Annotated in this window: 15 protein-coding genes; 12 read left to right on the top strand and 3 right to left on the bottom strand. The window is 66.1% G+C overall.

All coding sequences use genetic code 11. The features are described from left to right. Positions 1 to 164 precede the first annotated feature (164 nt). From hemE to gspD, 12 genes are all read left to right on the top strand, one after another. Positions 165 to 1,280, top strand: a complete 1,116-nt coding sequence (hemE, locus tag ASE31_RS22525; RefSeq protein ID WP_057204029.1) for a uroporphyrinogen decarboxylase — start codon at positions 165 to 167, stop codon at positions 1,278 to 1,280. A 1,462-nt stretch (positions 1,281 to 2,742) separates the two neighbouring features. Beyond that, positions 2,743 to 4,866, top strand: a complete 2,124-nt coding sequence (gene priA / locus ASE31_RS22520; RefSeq protein ID WP_057204028.1) for a primosomal protein N' — start codon at positions 2,743 to 2,745, stop codon at positions 4,864 to 4,866. A gap of 228 nt (positions 4,867 to 5,094) precedes the next feature. Then, the gene (locus tag ASE31_RS22515; protein ID WP_057204027.1) at positions 5,095 to 6,693 is read left to right on the top strand and encodes a GspE/PulE family protein; all 1,599 of its coding nucleotides are present in this window, start codon (positions 5,095 to 5,097) and stop codon (positions 6,691 to 6,693) included. Next, a complete protein-coding gene (locus ASE31_RS22510) occupies positions 6,690 to 7,886 on the top strand; it encodes a type II secretion system F family protein (RefSeq protein ID WP_057204026.1) in 1,197 nt (398 codons plus the stop codon). Before ASE31_RS22515 ends, ASE31_RS22510 begins: the two co-directional genes overlap by 4 nt. Before the next feature lie 33 nt (positions 7,887 to 7,919). Continuing rightward, a complete protein-coding gene (gene gspG / locus ASE31_RS22505; RefSeq protein ID WP_057204025.1) occupies positions 7,920 to 8,378 on the top strand; it encodes a type II secretion system major pseudopilin GspG in 459 nt (152 codons plus the stop codon). 27 nt (positions 8,379 to 8,405) lie between these two features. Further along, the gene (locus tag ASE31_RS22500) at positions 8,406 to 8,885 is read left to right on the top strand and encodes a prepilin-type N-terminal cleavage/methylation domain-containing protein (RefSeq protein ID WP_082604310.1); all 480 of its coding nucleotides are present in this window, start codon (positions 8,406 to 8,408) and stop codon (positions 8,883 to 8,885) included. A gap of 4 nt (positions 8,886 to 8,889) precedes the next feature. Then, on the top strand, positions 8,890 to 9,399 hold the full coding sequence (locus ASE31_RS22495; RefSeq protein ID WP_057204023.1) for a prepilin-type N-terminal cleavage/methylation domain-containing protein: 510 nt from the start codon (positions 8,890 to 8,892) through the stop codon (positions 9,397 to 9,399). After that, positions 9,396 to 10,034 (top strand): type II secretion system protein J, encoded by a 639-nt coding sequence (locus ASE31_RS22490; RefSeq protein ID WP_082604308.1) that lies wholly within the window; start codon positions 9,396 to 9,398, stop codon positions 10,032 to 10,034. Before ASE31_RS22495 ends, ASE31_RS22490 begins: the two co-directional genes overlap by 4 nt. Next, positions 10,031 to 11,071 (top strand): hypothetical protein, encoded by a 1,041-nt coding sequence (locus ASE31_RS22485; protein ID WP_057204021.1) that lies wholly within the window; start codon positions 10,031 to 10,033, stop codon positions 11,069 to 11,071. Before ASE31_RS22490 ends, ASE31_RS22485 begins: the two co-directional genes overlap by 4 nt. Positions 11,072 to 11,150: 79 nt before the next feature. Then, a complete protein-coding gene (locus ASE31_RS22480) occupies positions 11,151 to 12,497 on the top strand; it encodes a hypothetical protein (RefSeq protein ID WP_057204020.1) in 1,347 nt (448 codons plus the stop codon). Next, complete coding sequence (locus tag ASE31_RS22475) at positions 12,494 to 13,111, top strand: hypothetical protein (RefSeq protein ID WP_157412611.1); 618 nt, start codon at positions 12,494 to 12,496, stop codon at positions 13,109 to 13,111. Before ASE31_RS22480 ends, ASE31_RS22475 begins: the two co-directional genes overlap by 4 nt. Positions 13,112 to 13,150: 39 nt before the next feature. Continuing rightward, complete coding sequence (gene gspD / locus ASE31_RS22470; protein ID WP_082604307.1) at positions 13,151 to 15,622, top strand: type II secretion system secretin GspD; 2,472 nt, start codon at positions 13,151 to 13,153, stop codon at positions 15,620 to 15,622. A gap of 60 nt (positions 15,623 to 15,682) precedes the next feature. On the opposite strand, the gene ASE31_RS22465 is transcribed toward gspD, so the two are convergent. The 3 genes from ASE31_RS22465 to ASE31_RS22455 all read right to left on the bottom strand — a co-directional run bounded on the left by ASE31_RS22465 (position 15,683) and on the right by ASE31_RS22455 (position 18,461). Continuing rightward, a complete protein-coding gene (locus ASE31_RS22465; protein ID WP_057204017.1) occupies positions 15,683 to 16,636 on the bottom strand; it encodes an AEC family transporter in 954 nt (317 codons plus the stop codon). A 97-nt stretch (positions 16,637 to 16,733) separates the two neighbouring features. After that, positions 16,734 to 17,996, bottom strand: coding sequence for an ABC transporter substrate-binding protein (locus ASE31_RS22460; RefSeq protein WP_157412610.1), 1,263 nt, complete (start codon positions 17,994 to 17,996; stop codon positions 16,734 to 16,736). A gap of 105 nt (positions 17,997 to 18,101) precedes the next feature. Then, a complete protein-coding gene (locus ASE31_RS22455) occupies positions 18,102 to 18,461 on the bottom strand; it encodes a hypothetical protein (protein ID WP_057204016.1) in 360 nt (119 codons plus the stop codon). Between the last annotated feature and the right edge of the window lie 134 nt (positions 18,462 to 18,595).

Below are 18,595 nucleotides of genomic sequence, written 5' to 3'. Positions count from 1 at the left end.
CTCCAGTGGACCGGCAAAGCCGGATCCACGGTGGCGCTTGCAGGGCCGCGCACTTGGCACGGATCGGTCGGGTGCACAACGCCGAAGCATCTGCGAACGCAGTCCTCACGGAACCTGTTCGGCTGGGGCAAGAACGCTCTCCACGGCCCTGCGACAATCGGGGCATGAGCTTTGCCCCCCTCTCCAACGACACCTTCCTGCGCGCCTGCCGCCGCCAGGCCACCGACTACACCCCCCTGTGGCTGATGCGCCAGGCGGGCCGCTATCTGCCCGAGTACAAGGCCACGCGCGCCAAGGCCGGCAGCTTCATGGGCCTGGCCACCAATGTGGACTACGCGACCGAGGTGACGCTGCAGCCTTTGGCCCGCTTCCCGCTCGACGCGGCCATCCTGTTCAGCGACATCCTCACCGTGCCCGACGCCATGGGCCTGGGCCTGTCGTTCGCCGAAGGCGAGGGTCCGCGCTTTGCCAGGGTGGTGCGTGACGAGGCCGCCGTGGACGAGCTGGCCGTGCCCGACATGGACAAGCTGCGCTATGTGTTCGACGCCGTCACCAGCATCCGCAAGGCGCTGAACGGCCGCGTGCCGCTGATCGGTTTTTCGGGCAGCCCCTGGACGCTGGCCTGCTACATGGTCGAAGGCAAGGGCAGCGACGACTACCGCATGGTGAAAAGCCTGATGTACGCCCGCCCCGACCTGATGCACCGCATCCTGGCGACCAACGCCGACGCCGTGGCGGCCTACCTGAATGCCCAGATCGACGCGGGCGCCCAGGCGGTGATGATTTTCGACAGCTGGGGTGGTGTGCTGGCCGACGGCGCCTTCCAGGAGTTCAGCCTGGCCTACACGGCCCGGGTGCTGGCACAGCTCAAACGCACCGGCGTGGACGGCACCGACGTGCCCCGCCTGGTCTTCACCAAAGGCGGCGCCCTGTGGCTGGAAGACATGAAGCCGCTGGACTGCGAGGTGCTGGGCCTGGACTGGACCGCGAACCTGGCGCGCGCGCGTGCCCTGGTGGGCGGCGGTGTGGGCGGCCCGGGCAAGGCCCTGCAGGGCAATATCGATCCCAATGTGCTGTTTGCCCCGCCCGAGCAGATCGCCGTGCAGGCGCGCCGGGTGCTCGACAGCTTTGGCACGCCGCACACCGACCGCAGCAGCACCGGGCCCACGCACATCTTCAACCTGGGGCATGGCATCAGCCAGTTCACCCCGCCCGAGCATGTGGCGGCGCTGGTCGAGACCGTGCACCGGTATTCCCGCAGCCAGCGCGCAGGAGGCTGAAAAAACCGCCCTCCAGCGCCAGGAATAGCCTGGGTTGTGCACACCAGCGGTACATCTGCGAAAAAATCAATCGGGCCGTCTGCGTGACGGCCCTTTTTTTTCGCACTGCTGCAAGTGCCTGATTTGTATAGGCATTCACCGGGTGCACTTTTGCTGGGCAATCTACCGTAAGCACGGTTTTGCAAGGGTCGGCAGGCCAAACACCGGGGATATCAACAAAGTTATCCACAGAATTTCTGGATTTCTTGTGAAAACCCCGTGAAATCAAGCACTTGCAGCCGAAATGACAGGAAACACTGGATATCGCCCAGCAGCGCTAGCATAAAAACCAGGGCCAACTGCCCCTTGACGAATCGGGCCCAATGCACTTATGCACACAAAACGTGATGCGGCGCAGCAAAAACCACAGGCATGGCCCCAGCACAAGAAAGCGCTGTAAAAATCCTCAGATGATTGATTCATATGGATTTTTTGACCCTGCCACTTTGACAGGCATTCTGTTGGAGCCCAGCATCCATGCGGCTTGCGAAGCCATGGAGACATGGATGTCAACAAAGTTATCCACAAAATGCTGGGATGACTTGGCAGAGCGCGGCAGAACCGACAGCCGGGTGATCCGCCCCGCCACTGCGCCTGCGCCGTGAAGTGCGCCGGTCGAGAATGCCGCCGGCCCCCGCAGGCCCACTGATTTGGGTAAAAAAGGCTGTCAGAAAAGCCATCCCAGGACCAGGAATAGCCAGGGTTGTGCACACCGACGGCCCATCCTTGAAAAATTCTATCGCGCGGTTTCCACGGCAGCACTTTATTTTCGCCGTGTCGCAAGTGCTTGATTTGTATAGGCATCCACCGGTTGCACTTTTGGCAGGCAACCTAGCGAAAGCGCGGTCCTTCAAGGGCTGGCGGTCTGAGCACGGGAGATATCAACAAAGTTATCCACAGATTTCCTGAACTTCTCGGGAAACCCTTGATAAATCAAGCACTTGCGTGCGATATCGCAGAAATCAGTGGATATCTCGCCTCGTCGGCTAACACAGAAAGCACGCCCAATGTCCTCTTGACGAACCTAGCCAACTGCACTTATGCACACAAAACGTGATGCGGCGCAGCAAAAATTGGATCGATGCCGTTAACACAAAAAATCGCCCAAAAAATCTTCAGATGATTGATTCATATGGATTTTTTGACGCTGCCGGATTAACAGGCAATCTGTTCAGGCCCAGTATCCATGCGGCCTGGGCCATGGTGAAGACAGGATGTCAACAAAGTTATCCACAGAATTGTGGGATGACTGGAAAAACGCAGCGCGATCATGCACTTGGCGCCCACATCGCCACAGGACATGAACTAGCGCACGCAAGCTGCGAAGGCCGTCCGTGCGCCCGGCGACCTGGAGGATTCGCGTACGATTCCCGGTTGCCTTACCGCTCCTGCGCGGTCGCCGCACACCCCTGATCCCTTGACCTTGCCCCCCACCACCATCGTCCATGTGGCCCTGCACGCGCCCTCGCACAGCGGCGTGGGGGAGCTGCTGAGCTACGCCAGTCACGAGGCCCTGCCGCCGGGCACGCTGGTGCGGGTGCCGTTTGGCACGCGCGAGGTGCTGGGCGTGGTCTGGGACAGCGATGAAGGCACGGGCGAGCTGCCCGAGGGCGCGACCATGCGCGCCATTGCCGGGGTGCTGGCCGGCGTGGCGCCGCTCGATGCGCCCTGGCGCCGCCTGGTGGGGTTTGCGGCACGCTATTACCAGCGCTCGCTGGGCGAGGTGGCCCTGGCGGCCCTGCCGCCGCAGCTGCGCGACCTGGGACCGGAGCAACTGGCCCGGCGCCTGCGCCGCCCGGCCGCGCCCGTTGGCGACACCAGCCAGGACCTGCCCACCGTGGCCCTGACGCCCGAGCAGGAAAGCGCACGCGCGCAGATCGCCGCCGAAAAAGGTCCGTTCGTGCTGTTCGGCAGCACCGGCAGCGGCAAGACCGAGGTCTACCTGCGCTGCGTGCAGGAGGTGCTGGACGCCGACCCCAGCGCCCAGGCCCTGGTGATGGTGCCCGAGATCAACCTCACCCCCCAGCTCGAAGAGCGCTTCACCGCCCGTTTCGCACCCCGTTTCGGCGCCCAGGCCGTGGTCTCGCTGCACAGCGGCATGACCAACCCGCAGCGCCTCAAGAGCTGGCTGGCCGCGCACAGCGGCACCGCGCGCATCGTGTTGGGCACGCGCATGGCGGTGTTCGCCAGCCTGCCCTGGCTGCGCCTGATCATCGTGGACGAGGAGCATGACCCGAGCTACAAGCAGCAGGAGGGTGCCCGCTACTCCGCACGCGACCTGGCCATATGGCGCGGGCGCGAGCAGGGTGCCAAGGTGCTGCTGGGTTCGGCCACGCCCTCGCTGGAGAGTTGGCACGCCAGCCGCCCGCCTACGCCCGAAGACCCGGAGGGCGGCCGCTACCTGCGCCTGCACATGCCCAGCCGCATCGGCGCGGGCCAACTGCCGCGCGTGCGCCGGGTGGACATGAACCAGCAGCCCCGGCGCGCGGTGTTCACCGCCCCCTTGCTGGCCGCCATCACCGAGCGGGTGCAGCGCGGTGAGCAGAGCATGGTTCTGCTCAACCGCCGCGGCTACGCCCCCGTGCTGCACTGCGCCGACTGCGGCTGGAAGAGCGACTGCCCCCACTGCAGCGCGCACCAGGTGTTCCACAAGACCGACCGCACCCTGCGCTGCCACCACTGCGGCTACACCGTGCGCGTGCCGCGCCACTGCCCTACCTGCGGCAGCCCCGACATCCTGTCCATGGGCCGGGGCACCGAGCAGTTGGAGGAGCAACTGGGCGATCTACTGTCCGAGGTGCTGCGCCCCGATGGTTCGCCCGCGCGCATCGCCCGCATCGACGCCGACACCACCAAGGCCAAGGGCGCTCTAGAGAGCCAGCTGGCGCAGGTGCACTCGGGCGAGGTCGACGTGCTGGTGGGCACGCAGATGATCGCCAAGGGCCACGACTTTCGCCGCATCACCCTGGTGGCGGCGGTGCAACCCGACGGCGCACTGTTCTCCAGCGACTTTCGCGCGGCCGAGCGCCTGTTCGCCCTGCTCATGCAGGCCGGCGGGCGCGCCGGGCGCGACGCAGCCTACATGGCCGCCCAGGGCGGGGCCCCCTGCGAGATGTGGGTACAGAGCTTTCACCCCCAGCACGCGGTGTTCGAAGCGCTGCGCACGCACGACTACCCGGCCTTCGCCGCCCAGCAGCTCCAGGAGCGCCAGGAGGCGGGCATGCCGCCCTTCGCCTACCAAGCCCTGGTGCGCGCCGACGCCCGCACCCAGGAAGTGGCCCAGGGCTTCCTGACCGCCGCCAGTGCCGCCGCCCGGGAGCATGGCCTGCCGGGGCTGGACCATGTCACCCTGTACCCGTCGGTGCCGCTGACCATCCAGCGCATCGCCAACGTGGAGCGCGCCCAGATGCTGCTGGAAAGCCCGAGCCGGGCCGCCCTGCAGCGTTTTCTGTCCACCTGGCAGCCCGTGATGCAGGCAACGCGCAGCGATCCGGCCCACAAAGGGCTGATCCGCTGGCTGGTGGATGTGGATCCTCTGACGATCTGAGCCGGCCCATTAACAAGAACTCGTCTTTGTTACGCGGCCCGGCATAGCCCCCCCAGGATGGGGGGTGCTCCGGCAAAGGCGAACAAACTACAATGCCGGGTGGTGCCAGAACGCCCCCAGCCCGTGGCTGGACGGGTCGTGCAGCACCCATGCCACATGCCTTTGGCAGCTGGCAAACCCCTTCCACCCCGAGTCCTCCGTGCCGAACCGGCCATTCCCACAGCAACTATGAGCAGTCTCCCCATCGGCACCGATGACGCCGGCAACCAGGAAGCAGAGCTTCTGGCCCAGTTCGCGCGCAACCTGAAGGTGCCGCTGCTCAACACCATGACGCACGCGCTGCAGGACGTGGCCCCCATCGAGGGGCTGTCGCCGGCCTTCCTGCGTTCCAACTCGCTGCTGCCGTTCTCGGTGTCGGACGAGGTGGTGCACATCGCCTCCAGCGTGCCGGTGCAACTGGCGGCGCTCGATGCCCTCAAGCAGTTCTTCAGCGTGCCCACGCGCCTGCACCTGGCCCCGCGCATGTGGATCCACTCCGGGCTGGACCAGATCTACCGGCCCGAAAACGCCAACCTCGCCGCCTTTGACGATGAGAACGCCTCGGGCTCCGACAACCAGGACGACGACCTCGAAACCCTGAAGGCCCTGGCCGAAGATGCCCCCGTGGTGCGCCTGGTGCAGTCGCTGCTGCTGCGCGCGGTGGAAAGCCGAGCGTCGGATTTGCACCTGGAAGTCTCGCAGCAGAAGTTCCGCGTGCGCTACCGCATCGACGGCGTGCTGTTCGACGCAGAATCGCCGCCCCGGCGCATGTACATGGCGTCCATCTCGCACCTGAAGCTGCGCGCCAAGATGAACATCGCCGAGCGCCGCCTGCCGCAGGACGGCCGCATGAAGATGGAAGTCGGCGGCCGCCAGATCGACATGCGCGTCTCCACCGTGCCCACGGTGTATGGCGAAAGCATGGTCATCCGCCTGCTGGACCAGGGCCCCGGCATGATGGGCATGGACTCGCTCGGCCTGAACGCCGAGGCGCTGGCCATGCTGGAGGCCGCCATCGTGCAGCCGCACGGCATGATCCTCGTGACCGGCCCCACCGGCAGCGGCAAGACCAGCACGCTGTACGCCTCGCTGGGCAAGGTGAACCTGCCGGGCAACAAGATCATCACGGTGGAAGACCCGGTCGAGTACCAGATCGACGGCATCAACCAGATCCAGGTCAAGTCGCAGATCGACCTGACGTTTGCGAGCGCGTTGCGCTCCATCGTGCGGCAGGACCCGGACATCATCATGGTCGGCGAAATCCGCGACCGCGAAACGGCCGAGATCTCGATCCAGTCCGCCCTCACGGGCCACCTGGTGTTCTCGACCCTGCACACCAACGACTCGTTCGGCGCACCTCACCGGCTCATGGAGATGGGGGTGGAAAGCTACCTCATCGCCTCCTCGGTGGTGCTGATCGTGGCGCAGCGCCTGGTGCGCATGATCTGCCCGCACTGCCGGGAGGGCACCACGCCCACCTCGGCCGACCTCTTGTTCCTGGCCGAAGAAGGCGTGCAGGCACACCAGGTGACCGAGCTGTTCCACGGCAAGGGCTGCCACCACTGCGGCCAGTCGGGCTACATCGGCCGTACGGGCATCTATGAAATGCTGCCCATGACCACGGCGATCAAGGAAGCCATCATCCAGAAGCTGCCCGCCGAAGGCGTGCGCCGCAAGGCCATCGAGCAGGGTGTGCGCACCATGCGGGCCGACGGCATCGGCAAGGTGCTGGCCGGCGTCACCACGCTGGAAGAGCTGGCGCGCGTCACCCGCCAGGAGATGACGTGAGACCCCGCCCCAGTGCAGCGGGCGCCAGCCAGCCGCCCCTGGTCGACAGCGGCAGCCCGCTGCCTACCGACACCGCCCAGCATCTGCCGCTTGCGGCCGACGCGAAGCCGGCCGCAAGCGGCATCTCCTGGACGGCCTCGCTCGGCGGCGGCAGCAAGCGCGTAGGCATCAAGCATGTGCTGGCCATGACGGAGCAACTGCTTACTTTGCTCGACGCCGGCCTGCCGCTGGACCGGGCGCTGCACATCTGCCAGAGTAGCATCGAGCAGCCCTTCTTTCGCGGCGTGATGCAGGCCGTGGTGGTCGATGTGGAAAAGGGCAACTCCCTGGGCGATGCCTTCATGCGCCACCCCTCGGTGTTCCCGCGCCTGTACGTGAACATGGTGCGCGCGGGCGAAGAAGGCGGCGTGCTGCCCGTGGTGATGCAGCGGCTGGTGGAGTTCTATACCCGCAGCATCGAGTTCCGCTCGTTCCTGGTCACTTCGTCGATCTACCCGGTGCTGCTGTTCTTCTTCGGCGTCAGCGCACTGCTCGGGCTCACGGTGTTCGTGCTGCCCAAGTTCGGCCAAATCTTCACCGACATGCACCAGGAGCTGCCCATGGCGGCAGCCGTGCTGATCGGCACCGGCGAGTTCCTCAAGACCTATGGCCTGTACATCCTGGCGGTGATCGCCTTGGCTCTCACCGGCTTCGTGATGGCCCTGCGCGACGAGAAATGGCGCGAGCGCTGGCAACTGCTGCTGCTGCGCATGCCCATCCTGGGGCCCCTGCTGCTCAAGATCCAGTTGGCCCATGTCTGCCGCACGTGGGGAACTCTATTGGCCAGCGGGGTTCCGATACTCACCGGCATGCGCATCGTGCGCGAGCTGACCGAGCACATCCCTTTGCGCAAGGCGCTCGACCGGCTGGTGCGGGCCGTGCAGGAAGGCAAGGGCGTATCGGGCCCGGTGCGGGCGGACCCGTTCTTTCCCCGCCTGCTGGGCCAACTGGCCGCGGTGGGCGAAGAATCCGGTGCGCTCGATGCCATGCTCGTGAAGGTGGCCGACCAGTATGAGAAAGACATCCAGAAGGCCACCCGCAACCTGGTGGCGCTGTTCGAGCCCATGATGATCCTGCTGATGGGCGGGCTGATCGGCACCATCGTGGTGTCTATGCTGACCGCCATCTTCTCGATCAACGACATGCCCCTGTGAATGAACAAGTGAAGTAGCAAGTAGGTTTTTTCAATGCATATCCCCTTCCAGATCCCTTCCCGCAAGCCCTCGCTGCGCCGCGCCGGCGGCTTCACGCTGATCGAGCTGCTGATCGTCATGGTCATCCTGGGCCTCTTGGCCTCGCTGGTCGGCCCACGCCTGTTCGGCCAGCTCGACGCCTCCAAGGTCAAGGCCGCGCGCACCCAGATCGAAATGCTGGGCGCCGCGATGGACACCTACCGCCTGGACATGTCGCGCTACCCGAACACCGACCAGGGCATCGCCGCCCTGTCGGACAAGCCGGCCGACGCGGCCGAGGCCGCCCGCTGGCGCGGCCCCTACCTCAAGAAGAAGGTGGACAAAGACCCCTGGGGCAACAGCTACGTCTACCGTTCGCCTGGCGAAAAGAGCGACTACGAGATCTCGTCCCTGGGCGCCGACGGCAAGGAAGGCGGCACGGGCGACGACGCCGACATCCGCAGCTGGGAATAACGCCTTTGTGGCTCCGTGCGGTTGCGCATGAAAAGAACCGCCGGGTTCACTCTGCTGGAATTGCTCTTGGTGCTGGTGCTGGTAGGCATCGGCACGGGCCTGGCCATGGTCTCGGTGGACCAGTTGGCCGGCCGCGCCGAAGAGCGCCGCTGGCTCGACCGCACGCAGCAGGAGCTCAAGCGCCTGCGCAACCGGGCCGTGCTCAGTGGCGCATCGGTCGAGGCCACCCTGTACTTTGACTCGGGGCGCATCGCCACGGCGGCCGGCAATGTGCTGGAGCTGCCCGGCAGCTACCGCTTCGTCGCCAGCCCCGACACCCGCCCGCGCACGGCTGCCACGGCCACCCGTGCCGAAGACGAAACACTGCAGCTCCTGTTCTACCCCGATGGCACCGCACAGGAAGCGGCCTTCCTCGTGCGCACCCCCTCGGGCGTGCAGCAGCAGTTCCGCATGGCCCGCATCAGCGGGCGCATTGAAAGAAAAGATGCCGCGCCGACCGAGCAGTAAGCCCTTGTCGGCCTGGCCACGCCCCCTGCATCAGCAGCACGGCTTCACGCTGCTGGAGGTGCTGGTGGCCATGGTGCTGATCGGCTTTGGCCTGGCGATCGCGTTCACCGCGATCTCGGGCACGGCGCGCCTGGACGACAAGATCAACGGCCACACGGCCGCCATGGCACTGGCCCAGGCCAAGCTTGACGAAGCGCTGGCCAGCCCCACCTTCAGCGTCGCCGACGACGCCGTGGACCAGGGCTATGCGGGCACCGATTTCGGCTACCGCATCCACCTGCGCCCATTCGAGGCGCTCACGCGCGCCCAGCAGGAGCGGATTCCCGCGTTCCGGCAAAAGCTCGAAGAGGTGGAGGTCGAGGTCTTCTGGGGCCCCAAGGGCAACCAGCAGGTCTACCGGCTGAACAGCTACCGCCTGGCACCGCCCCCGCCGGGCGAGCGCGCGGCAGGCGGCGCGGCGCCCACGTCGTCGACCCCGCAGAACCCGCAAAACCCCGTGCGGCCCACGCCATGAGGAGCCAGCGCAAACTCCCCCGTCCACGCGCCCAGACAGGCTTTACGCTGCTGGAGTTGATGGTGGCGCTCGCCATCTCGGCCGTGGTGGCGGTGATCGGCGCATCGGCCATGTCCACCGCGCTCGACTTCTATGGCCGCAACAACGACCGCGCCCGCTCGCGCGAAGAAGTGCGCGGCGCCGAGCGCATCCTGCGCCATGAATGGACCACCCGTGGCATCGCCGTCAAGGGCAGCGCCACCACGCTGGAGTTCGACACCCTGCACCCGGTGATGGACGCGCCCGGGGCGGCTCCGGCCATCGCGCGCGTGGAATACGCCTGCGAAACCGCCGAAGGCGGCGGCACCATGGTGCTGGTGCACCGGGTCAAGACGCTGGCGGTGGCCACCACCAACAACAGGCAACCGGCCCCGACGCTGCTGGACACCAGCGTGCTGGCCTCGGGCCTGCGCATGTGCGCCTTCTCGTACCTGACCCGCATGCCCAACCGCGAAGGCAAGCCCATCCCGACCTGGCTGGCCAAGTGGGAACAACTGCGCCAGCCACCGGACCTGCTGCGCCTGGGGCTGTCAGGCGTGCGCGACGACATGCCGGCCCTGGTGTACAGCGCACGCGGCGAGGCGACTGCACCATGACCCCGCGCACCCTGCAACACATCAGGCACCTGCAGCGCCGCACCGGCCATGGCGCGGCCGAGCGCGGCTACATCCTGCTGTTTGCGCTGGGCCTGATGGCCGTGGTGACCACGGTGGTGCTGGGCGTCTCGGTCTCGCTGCGCCTGGACGCCCAGTTGCTCGCCCGCGAAAAAGAAGCACTGCAGGAAGGCTATGTGCTGCAGTCGGCCGCCGCGTACACCGCCCTGCAGCTGGGCGTTGCCTCGGCCGTGGCGGGCGCCAACCCGCCCTTGCCCGAAGAAGTGCGCCGCAACTGGCCGCTGTGGCGCCTGCCCGAACCGGGTGCGCCGCCCGCCGCTGCACCGGGCACGGCCCCCTCATCCCGCGGCACGGCGGCAGCGGCCGCTGCCGGCACCACGCCCACGGCCCGTTACGAAGCCACGCTGGGCCGCCAGCCCTTCACGGCCGAGTTGCAGGACGCCAGCGGCCTGCCCGACGCCAACGACCTGACCGCACAGGAGTGGGAGCGGCTGTTTGCGCTGCTGGGCACGGCCCCGGAGCGTGCCCGCGAGCTGGCGCTGCTGACCATGGAGTTCAAGAACCGGGTGATGGATGCGCGCGGAACGACCGGATTTTCAAGCATGCGAGAATTGACGGATTGGAACGAGATACCGCGCTCCCTGGTGCGGGGCGGCACGACCCAGGTTCCCGTGGGTTTGCAGGACCTGCTGGTGGTAGGCACCAAGAACCGCAAGGTGCGGCTGGACACCACGCCCGTCGTGCTGCTGCGGACCCTGGGCAATCTCACGGACGACCACCTGCAGCGGCTGGCCACCATGCGCCGCTCGGGCACCCCCATCACGGCAGCGCTGGCCCAGCAGTGGACCGCCGGCACGGGCCTGATCGCGGCTGACATGGCGGGCCCGCCCACGGCCGCCAAGGCGCGGTTGCGCCTTGGGGGGCCCCGGCCCACGGGTGCGACCCTGGTGGCGACCCTGGTCCAGCAGGGTGGAAAGTACAGCGTGGTGGACTCCGTTGTCGATGTAAGCGCCCGCTGACCATTGCCGGCCCCGCGGCCGACCGAACACCCGAAGGCAGCCCGAAAAGAACACCTCGATCAGATTGAAACCTCAACCGATGCGCAATTTTTCCCCCTCAGCCGGCTGGCGCCACCAGCTCGTGCTCTCCCTCTCACCGCACTGCCTGTGCATCCTGCATTTCTACCGCGGGCTGCTGGGCTGGAAGCGTGCGCATGAGCTCTCGGTGCCCCTGCCCGAGGGAGACGGGTTTTCGTCGCAATTGCAGCAGCAGCTGGCCGACTGCGTGACGCGCTGGAAGATTCCGCCAGCCACGCGCGCGCACTGGGTACTGGCCGGTGACATCCTGGGCATCGTGCCGCCCAGCACGCAGGGCGCAGGCGCGCCTCCCTCGCTGCCCTTCCCGGCCAGCGACACGCGCACCCAGGTGGACGCCTTCGGCGGCGCCGAGGGCACCTCGCTGATGTGGATGCACAAGGACTGGGTGACCGAGATCGAGCGCATCAGCAGCGCCTGCCGCCTCGACCTGGTGGAGCTGTACGCCCGCGCCCAGCTGTTCCAGCGCATGGTGGCCAAACAACCCGCCTCGCTGCGCGCCGTGGTCGAGGCCGATGCCTCGGACCAGTACCTGCATGTGTACGGCGCCAACGGCACCATGCTGCGCACCCGCGTGCTCGACGCGGGCGACACCAACGAACACCTGGCCCAGACCCTGCAGGTGGAACTGGCCGCCCTGGGCACGCCGGCCGACAGCGCACCCGGCCGCCCGGTGCAACTGACCACGCCCAAGGGCTACGCCGCCGAGCCGCAGACCTGGGCCGACTACCAGCACCATGTGCTGCCAGCCGACTCCCACAGCGACCTGCTCGAAAAACTCTGGCGCTCGGACCAGGGCGGCATCATCGTGCGCCACACGCACAACGACATGGTGCAGGCGCTCAAGGTGCTCAGCGTGGGGCTGGGCGCCGCCGGCCTGGCGGGCCTGGCGCTCATGGTCTGGCACGACGGGCGCCTGGTGCGCCAGATCGAGGAAGGCCGTGACCGCGTGCGCAAGGACCTGCCCAAGGTCGAGGCAGCCAAGCTGCTCAAGGCCCGCACGCTGCGCATGGCCGATGCGGTGCAGGCCGTCAACACGGCGCGCGAATCCCCCTCCGCATTGGGCCCGTTCTCGCAATTGGTTGCGTATTTCCCGCCGCCTCCGGCCACTTTGCAGTACTTCAGCTCCGACAATGGCGTGGTCGCGCTGGCGGGCCAGGGCAATGAAGCGAGCGTGAAATGGCTGCAGGAGCGGCCGCTCGCAGGCTTTGGCGCCTGGACCGACTTCCCCGTGCCCGAATACCTGGCCGCCAGCACCCCGCAGATCCACCTGCAGTCGCGCAAGGAAGCGCCCAAACCCATTGTTCCCGCACCGGCACAGCCACCCGCATCGGGGGCCTCCCAACCATGATGAAGCGCGATCTCAAGCGGGTGCATGCCGCCCACGGCATCAAGTACTTTGCCTTTCCCGTCGTTGTGCTGCTGCTGATTGCCGCACTCGTGGACCAGCGCCTCACCGGCTACCTGGAGCACCGCGAGCAGGCCAGCGACCTGCAGACCCTGTTGGAAAGCAACCAGAACACCCTGGACCTGGACAAGAAGGTGCAGGCCAACGCCGAACAGGTGGGCGGCAGCTACACGCCCGTGCAGGCGCAGCTGTTCGTGGCCAATGACATCACCGACTCCGTCAACGCCATGCAGCAGCAGGTGACCAAGCTGCTGCAGGGGCTGTACTTCGACAACATCGACCTTTCGGACTTTTCGGATGCACCCAAGGGCAGCATCTCGCGCATGTCCCTCACGGCGCGCTTCAACGGCGTGCCCCAGCAGTTGCCGCGCCTGCAGCTCGCCCTGGCGCAGTCGCCCACCCTGCTGGTCATGGACAAGGTCGAGATCAAGGTGGTGGACGACACCCAGCGTGGCGGTCAGCAACTGCACATCGTGGCCCGGTTTTCCGGCCTGCACATGAAGCCGCTGCCCGAGGCCGCCGCCCCTGCTGCGCCTGCCGCCGCTGCCCGAAAATAAATCGAAACCCAGCCGAACTGCTGAATTTCAGAGACTGCAATGAAAAAATCCATTCCTCCCATGCTGCGCAAACTGACCGCTGTGAGCATGCTCCTGCCCACACTGGCGGCCACGCAACTGGCGATGGCCCAGCAGGCACCGATCAACCCCTTCACCGGCCAGCCCATGCCTGCAGTGCCCAGCGGCAGCGGTACCCCCGTGCCCGGAGGCTTCAGCCTGCCCGGCATCACCATGCAGCCCCCGCAGGCGGGCGGTGCTGCTGCACCGGCCGCAACACCGGCAACGGCCCCTGCCGCCACGCCCGGTGCGGCAGCACCTGCCATGCCGGCCCCCATGGCCATGCCCGCCTCTGGAGTCGCCGCAGCGCCTGCGGGCGGCAACCCCGGCGCGGTGCTGTCCAACACGCCCAACCCGGGCGTGACGCTCAAGTTCGACAATGCCGACATCTACGAAGTGATCCAGGTCGTGCTCGGCGAAGTGCTCAAGCTCGACTATGTGATCGACCCCACCGTGCAGGGCCGCGTCACGCTCAAGAGCACCGGCGCCATCAGCATGGCCGACATCTACAGCACGCTGGAGACGGCGCTCGCGGCAAGCAACATCTCCATCGTGCGCCAGGGCAAGGTCTACAAGGTGCTGCGCGACACCAATGCCGTGCGCGACAGCGGCATCGGCCAGGGCGTGGGCCCGGCCTCGTCGGTGATGCAGATCATTCCGCTGCAGTTCGTGCAGGCCAACCAGCTGGCCAACACCCTGCGCGGTTTCGTCGGCGCGCAGGCGGCCATCACCAACGACCCGTCCAACCGCTACCTCATCGTGGTCGACCGTGCGGCCAACGTCGAGAAGATCGTGGAGATGGTCAAGACCCTGGACTCCGACTACGTGAGCCAGGTGCAGATCAAGCTGTTCCCGCTGGCGCACAGCGAAGCGGCCGACGTGGCCAAGGAGCTTGACGCCATCTTCAAGACCTCGGGCATCTTCAACAAGGCCGGCACCGACGCCAACAAGACCTACTTCCTGCCCGTGGCACGCATGAATTCGGTGATGGTGGCCGCCGCCAACCCCGCCCTGCTGCAGACGGCAGAGCAGTGGATCAAGACGCTGGACGCCGAGCCGCGCAATGGGCTGGGTTCGTTCGTGCATGTGTATCCAGTGGCCAATGGCAATGCGGCCAATCTGGCGAGCTTGGTGACGCAGATTTTTGGCGGGTCTGCTCCTACGCAGAACAATGCGAATACCGGCGCTTCGGGGTTGCCATCAGCATCAGGAACGGCCTTCGGTTCGGCTACGGGTGCAACCGGTAGCAGCACCGGCCTGGCAGGTGCAGCCGCCGGTGGCACCAACAACCAGAACAACAGCTCCGCAGCGCGAACCATCGAACGGGGCAACACGCCTTCGCAAGGCACAACGGGCACCGCCCCTGGCTTGGGTGGCTCGGTGCAGGTGATTGCCGACACCGAAACCAACACCCTAATCGTTCGCGCATCGCCACAGGACTACCAGCAAGTGCGGAAAGTGCTGGAACGACTGGATGCATCGCCGCGTCAGGTCTTGGTACAAGTGATGGTTGCCGAAGTCACCTTGACTGATGCATTGCAATACGGCGTGGAGTGGTGGATAAAATCTGCTTTGAGCACCGGAGGCAAAAGCTGGCCGGGCTTCTTTGGACTTGACGGCTCCCCTACTCCTTCAGCGGCAGGTGCGGTTTCCATTGCTGGCGCAACGCCGACAGTTACCGGTACCGGCTCTGGCCTGAATTACGCTGTTTTTGGCAGCGCTGGTCAAGTGATTGGTCTGCTCAACGTGCTCGCAAAAGACACCAACGTGAACGTGATGTCCACGCCACACGTGTTGGCGAGCGATGGAAAGATCGCCAAGATCGAGGTGGGCCGTGAAGTTCCAATCGTCACCCAAACTGTATCCACGCCTAGCAGCAGCTTGCTCGGCACTTCGAATTCCACCTCCAACTCCGTGCAATACCGCCCCACCGGCATCCTGTTGGAAGTCAAACCAAGCATTACATCCACAGGACGCATCACACTCAGCATCTCGCAAGAAGTGAGCAATCTGGGTGACCCGGTCAGGGCGGGCGGGGTCGACTATCCGAGCTTCCAGAAGCGCAAAGTCACGACGGATGCGACGATTGAAGATGGCAAAACCATCATGCTTGCCGGCCTGATTGAGCAGAGGCTTGAGAACACTGGCAACGGAATTCCTGTGCTCAAGGACATTCCAATGGTTGGTGGGTTATTCGGAAATACGAGCAAGAGCAAGAACAAGACTGAACTGCTGATCACGATTACCCCCTATATCATCAACAATCGTGAAGAGGCAGATCGTTTGGCGGGCAGCTTTCAGGAGAGCCTGCAAAAGCTCCGCGTGATGCTGCAGGACAAAGACAATGCGGGGATGGCTCCCAACCTAGGCCGCGACGCACCCGTACGCAGCCAGCAAAAACCTGCTGCCCTGCCAGCACCGCAGATCCAGAACAGCGAAGCCTTCGTCAACTGATCCCGCTGGTACCAAAAGCAAAACAGCCCACTTCGGTGGGCTGTTTTGCTTTGCAGGCCCTCAGGTCAACAAGGCCACCGCCCCTGAAAAGCTCAGAAACGCCAGCGCCGTAGACACCAGAATGATCCGCGCCACGCGCCCGTTGTTGGCGCCAAAGCGCTCGGCCAGCAGCGACACGTTGCTGGCGCTGGGCAGGGCCGCCACCAGCACCAGCACGGTAAGTGCAAACGGCGTGAGCGGCACGCCCATGGCCATGGCTACCGTGCCAGCGCCCCAGACCAGCACCGGGTGCACCAGCAGCTTGGCCAGTGCCACCGGCACGTACTCGCGCGCGGGCACCTGCTCGTGCTGGTTCATCTGCGAGCGGGCCAGCACCGCGCCGATGGTGAACAGTGCCACGGGCGAAGCCGCATCGGCCAGCATGGCCACGGTGCGGTCCACCGGGCCGGGGAGCTTGAAGCTGAGCGCCGATGCCAGCGCACCGAGGGCGATGGACCAGGGCATGGGATTCGCCACCATGCCCTTGAAGGCATTGCGCAGCGCCACGCCCACGCCATGCGTGCCCGCGCCGTCCAGGCGCGAGAGGGCGATGCACAGCGAGCTGGTGACCAGCATGTCCACCGCAATGGTCACGATGGCGGGCCCCGCGGCCTGCGCACCCAGCAGCGCCACGAGCAGCGGCACGCCCATGAAGCCGGTGTTGGGGAACGCAGCCACCAGCGCGCCGAAGGCGGCGTCGTTCCAGCCAATGCGCCCGCGGCGCGTGAGCGCCACCGTGCCCGCGACCATGACCAGCGCGCACAGCACGTAGACACCGGCCACGGCCGGATCGAGCAGCTGCGCGATGGGCGTGCTGGCGCCAAAGCGGTACAGCATGCAGGGCAGCGCGAAGAACAGCACGAAGGCATTGAGCCCCGGGATGGCCGGCTGCGGCAGCACGCCGCGCCGGGCAGCCAGGTAGCCGCACAGCACCAGCGCAAAGAAGGGGAAGGTGACGAGAAGGACGGAGAGCACGGGAGATATTGTCGGGCGGGCCGGGCCCTGCAGAGCCGCAGCGTCAGCGCACAGTCAGGCGGGGGCCATCGCCTGCGGCGAGGCTGCTCCGGACTGCTTACTGTTTGCGCTGGATGATCAGGTTGCGCTTGGCATCTTCGGGATAGGCAAACGTGATGGCGCCGTTCTTCACCGCGCCGATGACCAGCATGTTGCGCGTGATGGCGTCCTTGTCGGCAGTGCTGAACGGCTTGTCGTAGGTGGCGACCACGCCGTAGTAGGTCTTCATCTTGCCCTCCAGCGATTCCTTGAGCGCCGGGCCGTTGAGGTTGCCGTCGCGGATGCCGAGGAAGGAGTACATCAGCAGATAGGTGGCATCGTAGGCATTGGCTGCCGCCATGGGCACGGCCAGCTTGCGCTGGAACTTGCGCGTGTAGCTGGCCAGGAAGGATGCGCGGCGCTCGTTGCTGGGCTCGGCGATGAAGGTCTGCACCATGAGGGCGCCCTCGGCCGCATCGCGCGCGCCATCGAGGAAGTACGGGAACGACAGGGTCCATGGCCCCACCTGCGGCGCCTTCCAGCCCAGGGTCTTCTTGCCGTTGGCGATGACGGCGTTCTCCTGCCCCACGGTGTAGCTGAAGACCACGTTGGCACCTGCCGTGCGCGCGGCGGCCAGCTCGGCGGTGAGGTCCTTCACCCCCAGGTCGAAGCGTGCCACGTGCACGGGTTTCAGGTTCTTGGCGGCCAGCGCGGCCACCACGTCGTTGTAGCCGCCTTCGCCATAGCCGGTCTTGTCGGCGAAGATGGCCACCTTGTCCCAGCCGCGCTTGACGATGTCTTCCACCATGAAGGGGGCCTGCAGTGCGTCGCGCCCCTGCACGCGAAAGATGTAGCTGTCGGCCGGCGGGTACTTGGCGGTGACGGCCGTGCCAGACGCGCAGGGCACGATGAGCGGCGATTTGGCGTCCTGGAACAGGTCGATGGCCTTCATCGCCACGCCGGTGTTGCAAAAGCCGATGGTGGCGACGACCTTCTCGGCCAGCAAGTCCTGCGAGACCTTGCGCCCCTGGTCTGGGTTGGCCGCATCGTCCTTGACCACCAGCTCCAGCGGCCGGCCCAGGTAGCCGCCGCCGGCATTGATCTCGTCCACCGCCATGCGGATGCCGTTGAGCATGGGCACGCCGAAATCGGCCGATGCCCCGGTGAACGGGCCCACCACGCCGATGCGCACGGGGGCCGTGTTGCCGATCTGCGCGCGGGCAGGTAGCGCAGCCAGGGCCATCGCCACACCGGCGCTCAGAATGAAAAACACCCCACCCCAGCTCGCGCGTTGCGGCGCGGCGGCGATGGGGCGCGATGGCGCGAGGCTCTTGGTCGGCATGGCACGGCCTTTCGGGCTTGTCTCGTTGGTCCGTGCAGTATCAAAGTGCTAACAGACCTGGGACAGCGGGGTTTCCCGCAGGAAGGCGCGTGCCGGCGCGTGCCGTCAGAATTCGATCAGCTTCTCGACGTCCTGCACCTTGCGGCGGGCCAGGGCCAGGTTCGCGCGCGACTTGTCGAGCACCATGTAGATGAAGATGCCTTCCTTGGTGGCCAGGGGGCGGATGATGTGGTACTGCTTGCCCAGCGTGATCAGGATGTCGTCGATGGTGTCCTGCAGGCCCAGCGCCTGCATGGTCTTGTTCTTGGCACGCACGACTTCGGTGTTGCCGGCGGCGGCCAGTTCCATGTCCACCCCCGTGCCGATGCTGCCCAGCAGCATGCCGCTGCCACTGTCCACGATGGCGGCGCACAGCGCACCTTCCACGGACTGCAGCTGGTTCAGGGATTCATTGAGAGTCGCCATTTTTTCGTTTCCTTGTCGTTCGTTCACACTGGCTGGAAAGGGGAGTGGGCGCAGGCTGCCAATGAACGCCCGCGCCCGGAAATCGGTTGAGCCTCAGAGGCTGGGAATTTTTTGGCCGTGTCCGAAGGGTGCGT

The sequence above is a fragment of the Acidovorax sp. Root217 genome, from assembly GCF_001428645.1.
Lineage (GTDB): Bacteria > Pseudomonadota > Gammaproteobacteria > Burkholderiales > Burkholderiaceae_C > Acidovorax.
The sequence above is the reverse complement of the archived record's forward strand: the minus strand, read 5'-3'. Positions and strand labels throughout refer to the sequence as shown.

Coding starts and splice junctions, on each gene's coding strand:
- ASE31_RS22485 (WP_057204021.1), top strand. CDS start 10,031: ATGACCCCGCGCACCCTGCAACACATCAGGCACCTGCAGCGCCGCACC.
- gspD (WP_082604307.1), top strand. CDS start 13,151: ATGAAAAAATCCATTCCTCCCATGCTGCGCAAACTGACCGCTGTGAGC.
- ASE31_RS22490 (WP_082604308.1), top strand. CDS start 9,396: ATGAGGAGCCAGCGCAAACTCCCCCGTCCACGCGCCCAGACAGGCTTT.
- ASE31_RS22500 (WP_082604310.1), top strand. CDS start 8,406: ATGAAAAGAACCGCCGGGTTCACTCTGCTGGAATTGCTCTTGGTGCTG.
- ASE31_RS22460 (WP_157412610.1), bottom strand. CDS start 17,996: ATGCCGACCAAGAGCCTCGCGCCATCGCGCCCCATCGCCGCCGCGCCG.
- ASE31_RS22515 (WP_057204027.1), top strand. CDS start 5,095: ATGAGCAGTCTCCCCATCGGCACCGATGACGCCGGCAACCAGGAAGCA.
- hemE (WP_057204029.1), top strand. CDS start 165: ATGAGCTTTGCCCCCCTCTCCAACGACACCTTCCTGCGCGCCTGCCGC.
- ASE31_RS22455 (WP_057204016.1), bottom strand. CDS start 18,461: ATGGCGACTCTCAATGAATCCCTGAACCAGCTGCAGTCCGTGGAAGGT.
- ASE31_RS22480 (WP_057204020.1), top strand. CDS start 11,151: ATGCGCAATTTTTCCCCCTCAGCCGGCTGGCGCCACCAGCTCGTGCTC.
- gspG (WP_057204025.1), top strand. CDS start 7,920: ATGCATATCCCCTTCCAGATCCCTTCCCGCAAGCCCTCGCTGCGCCGC.
- ASE31_RS22475 (WP_157412611.1), top strand. CDS start 12,494: ATGATGAAGCGCGATCTCAAGCGGGTGCATGCCGCCCACGGCATCAAG.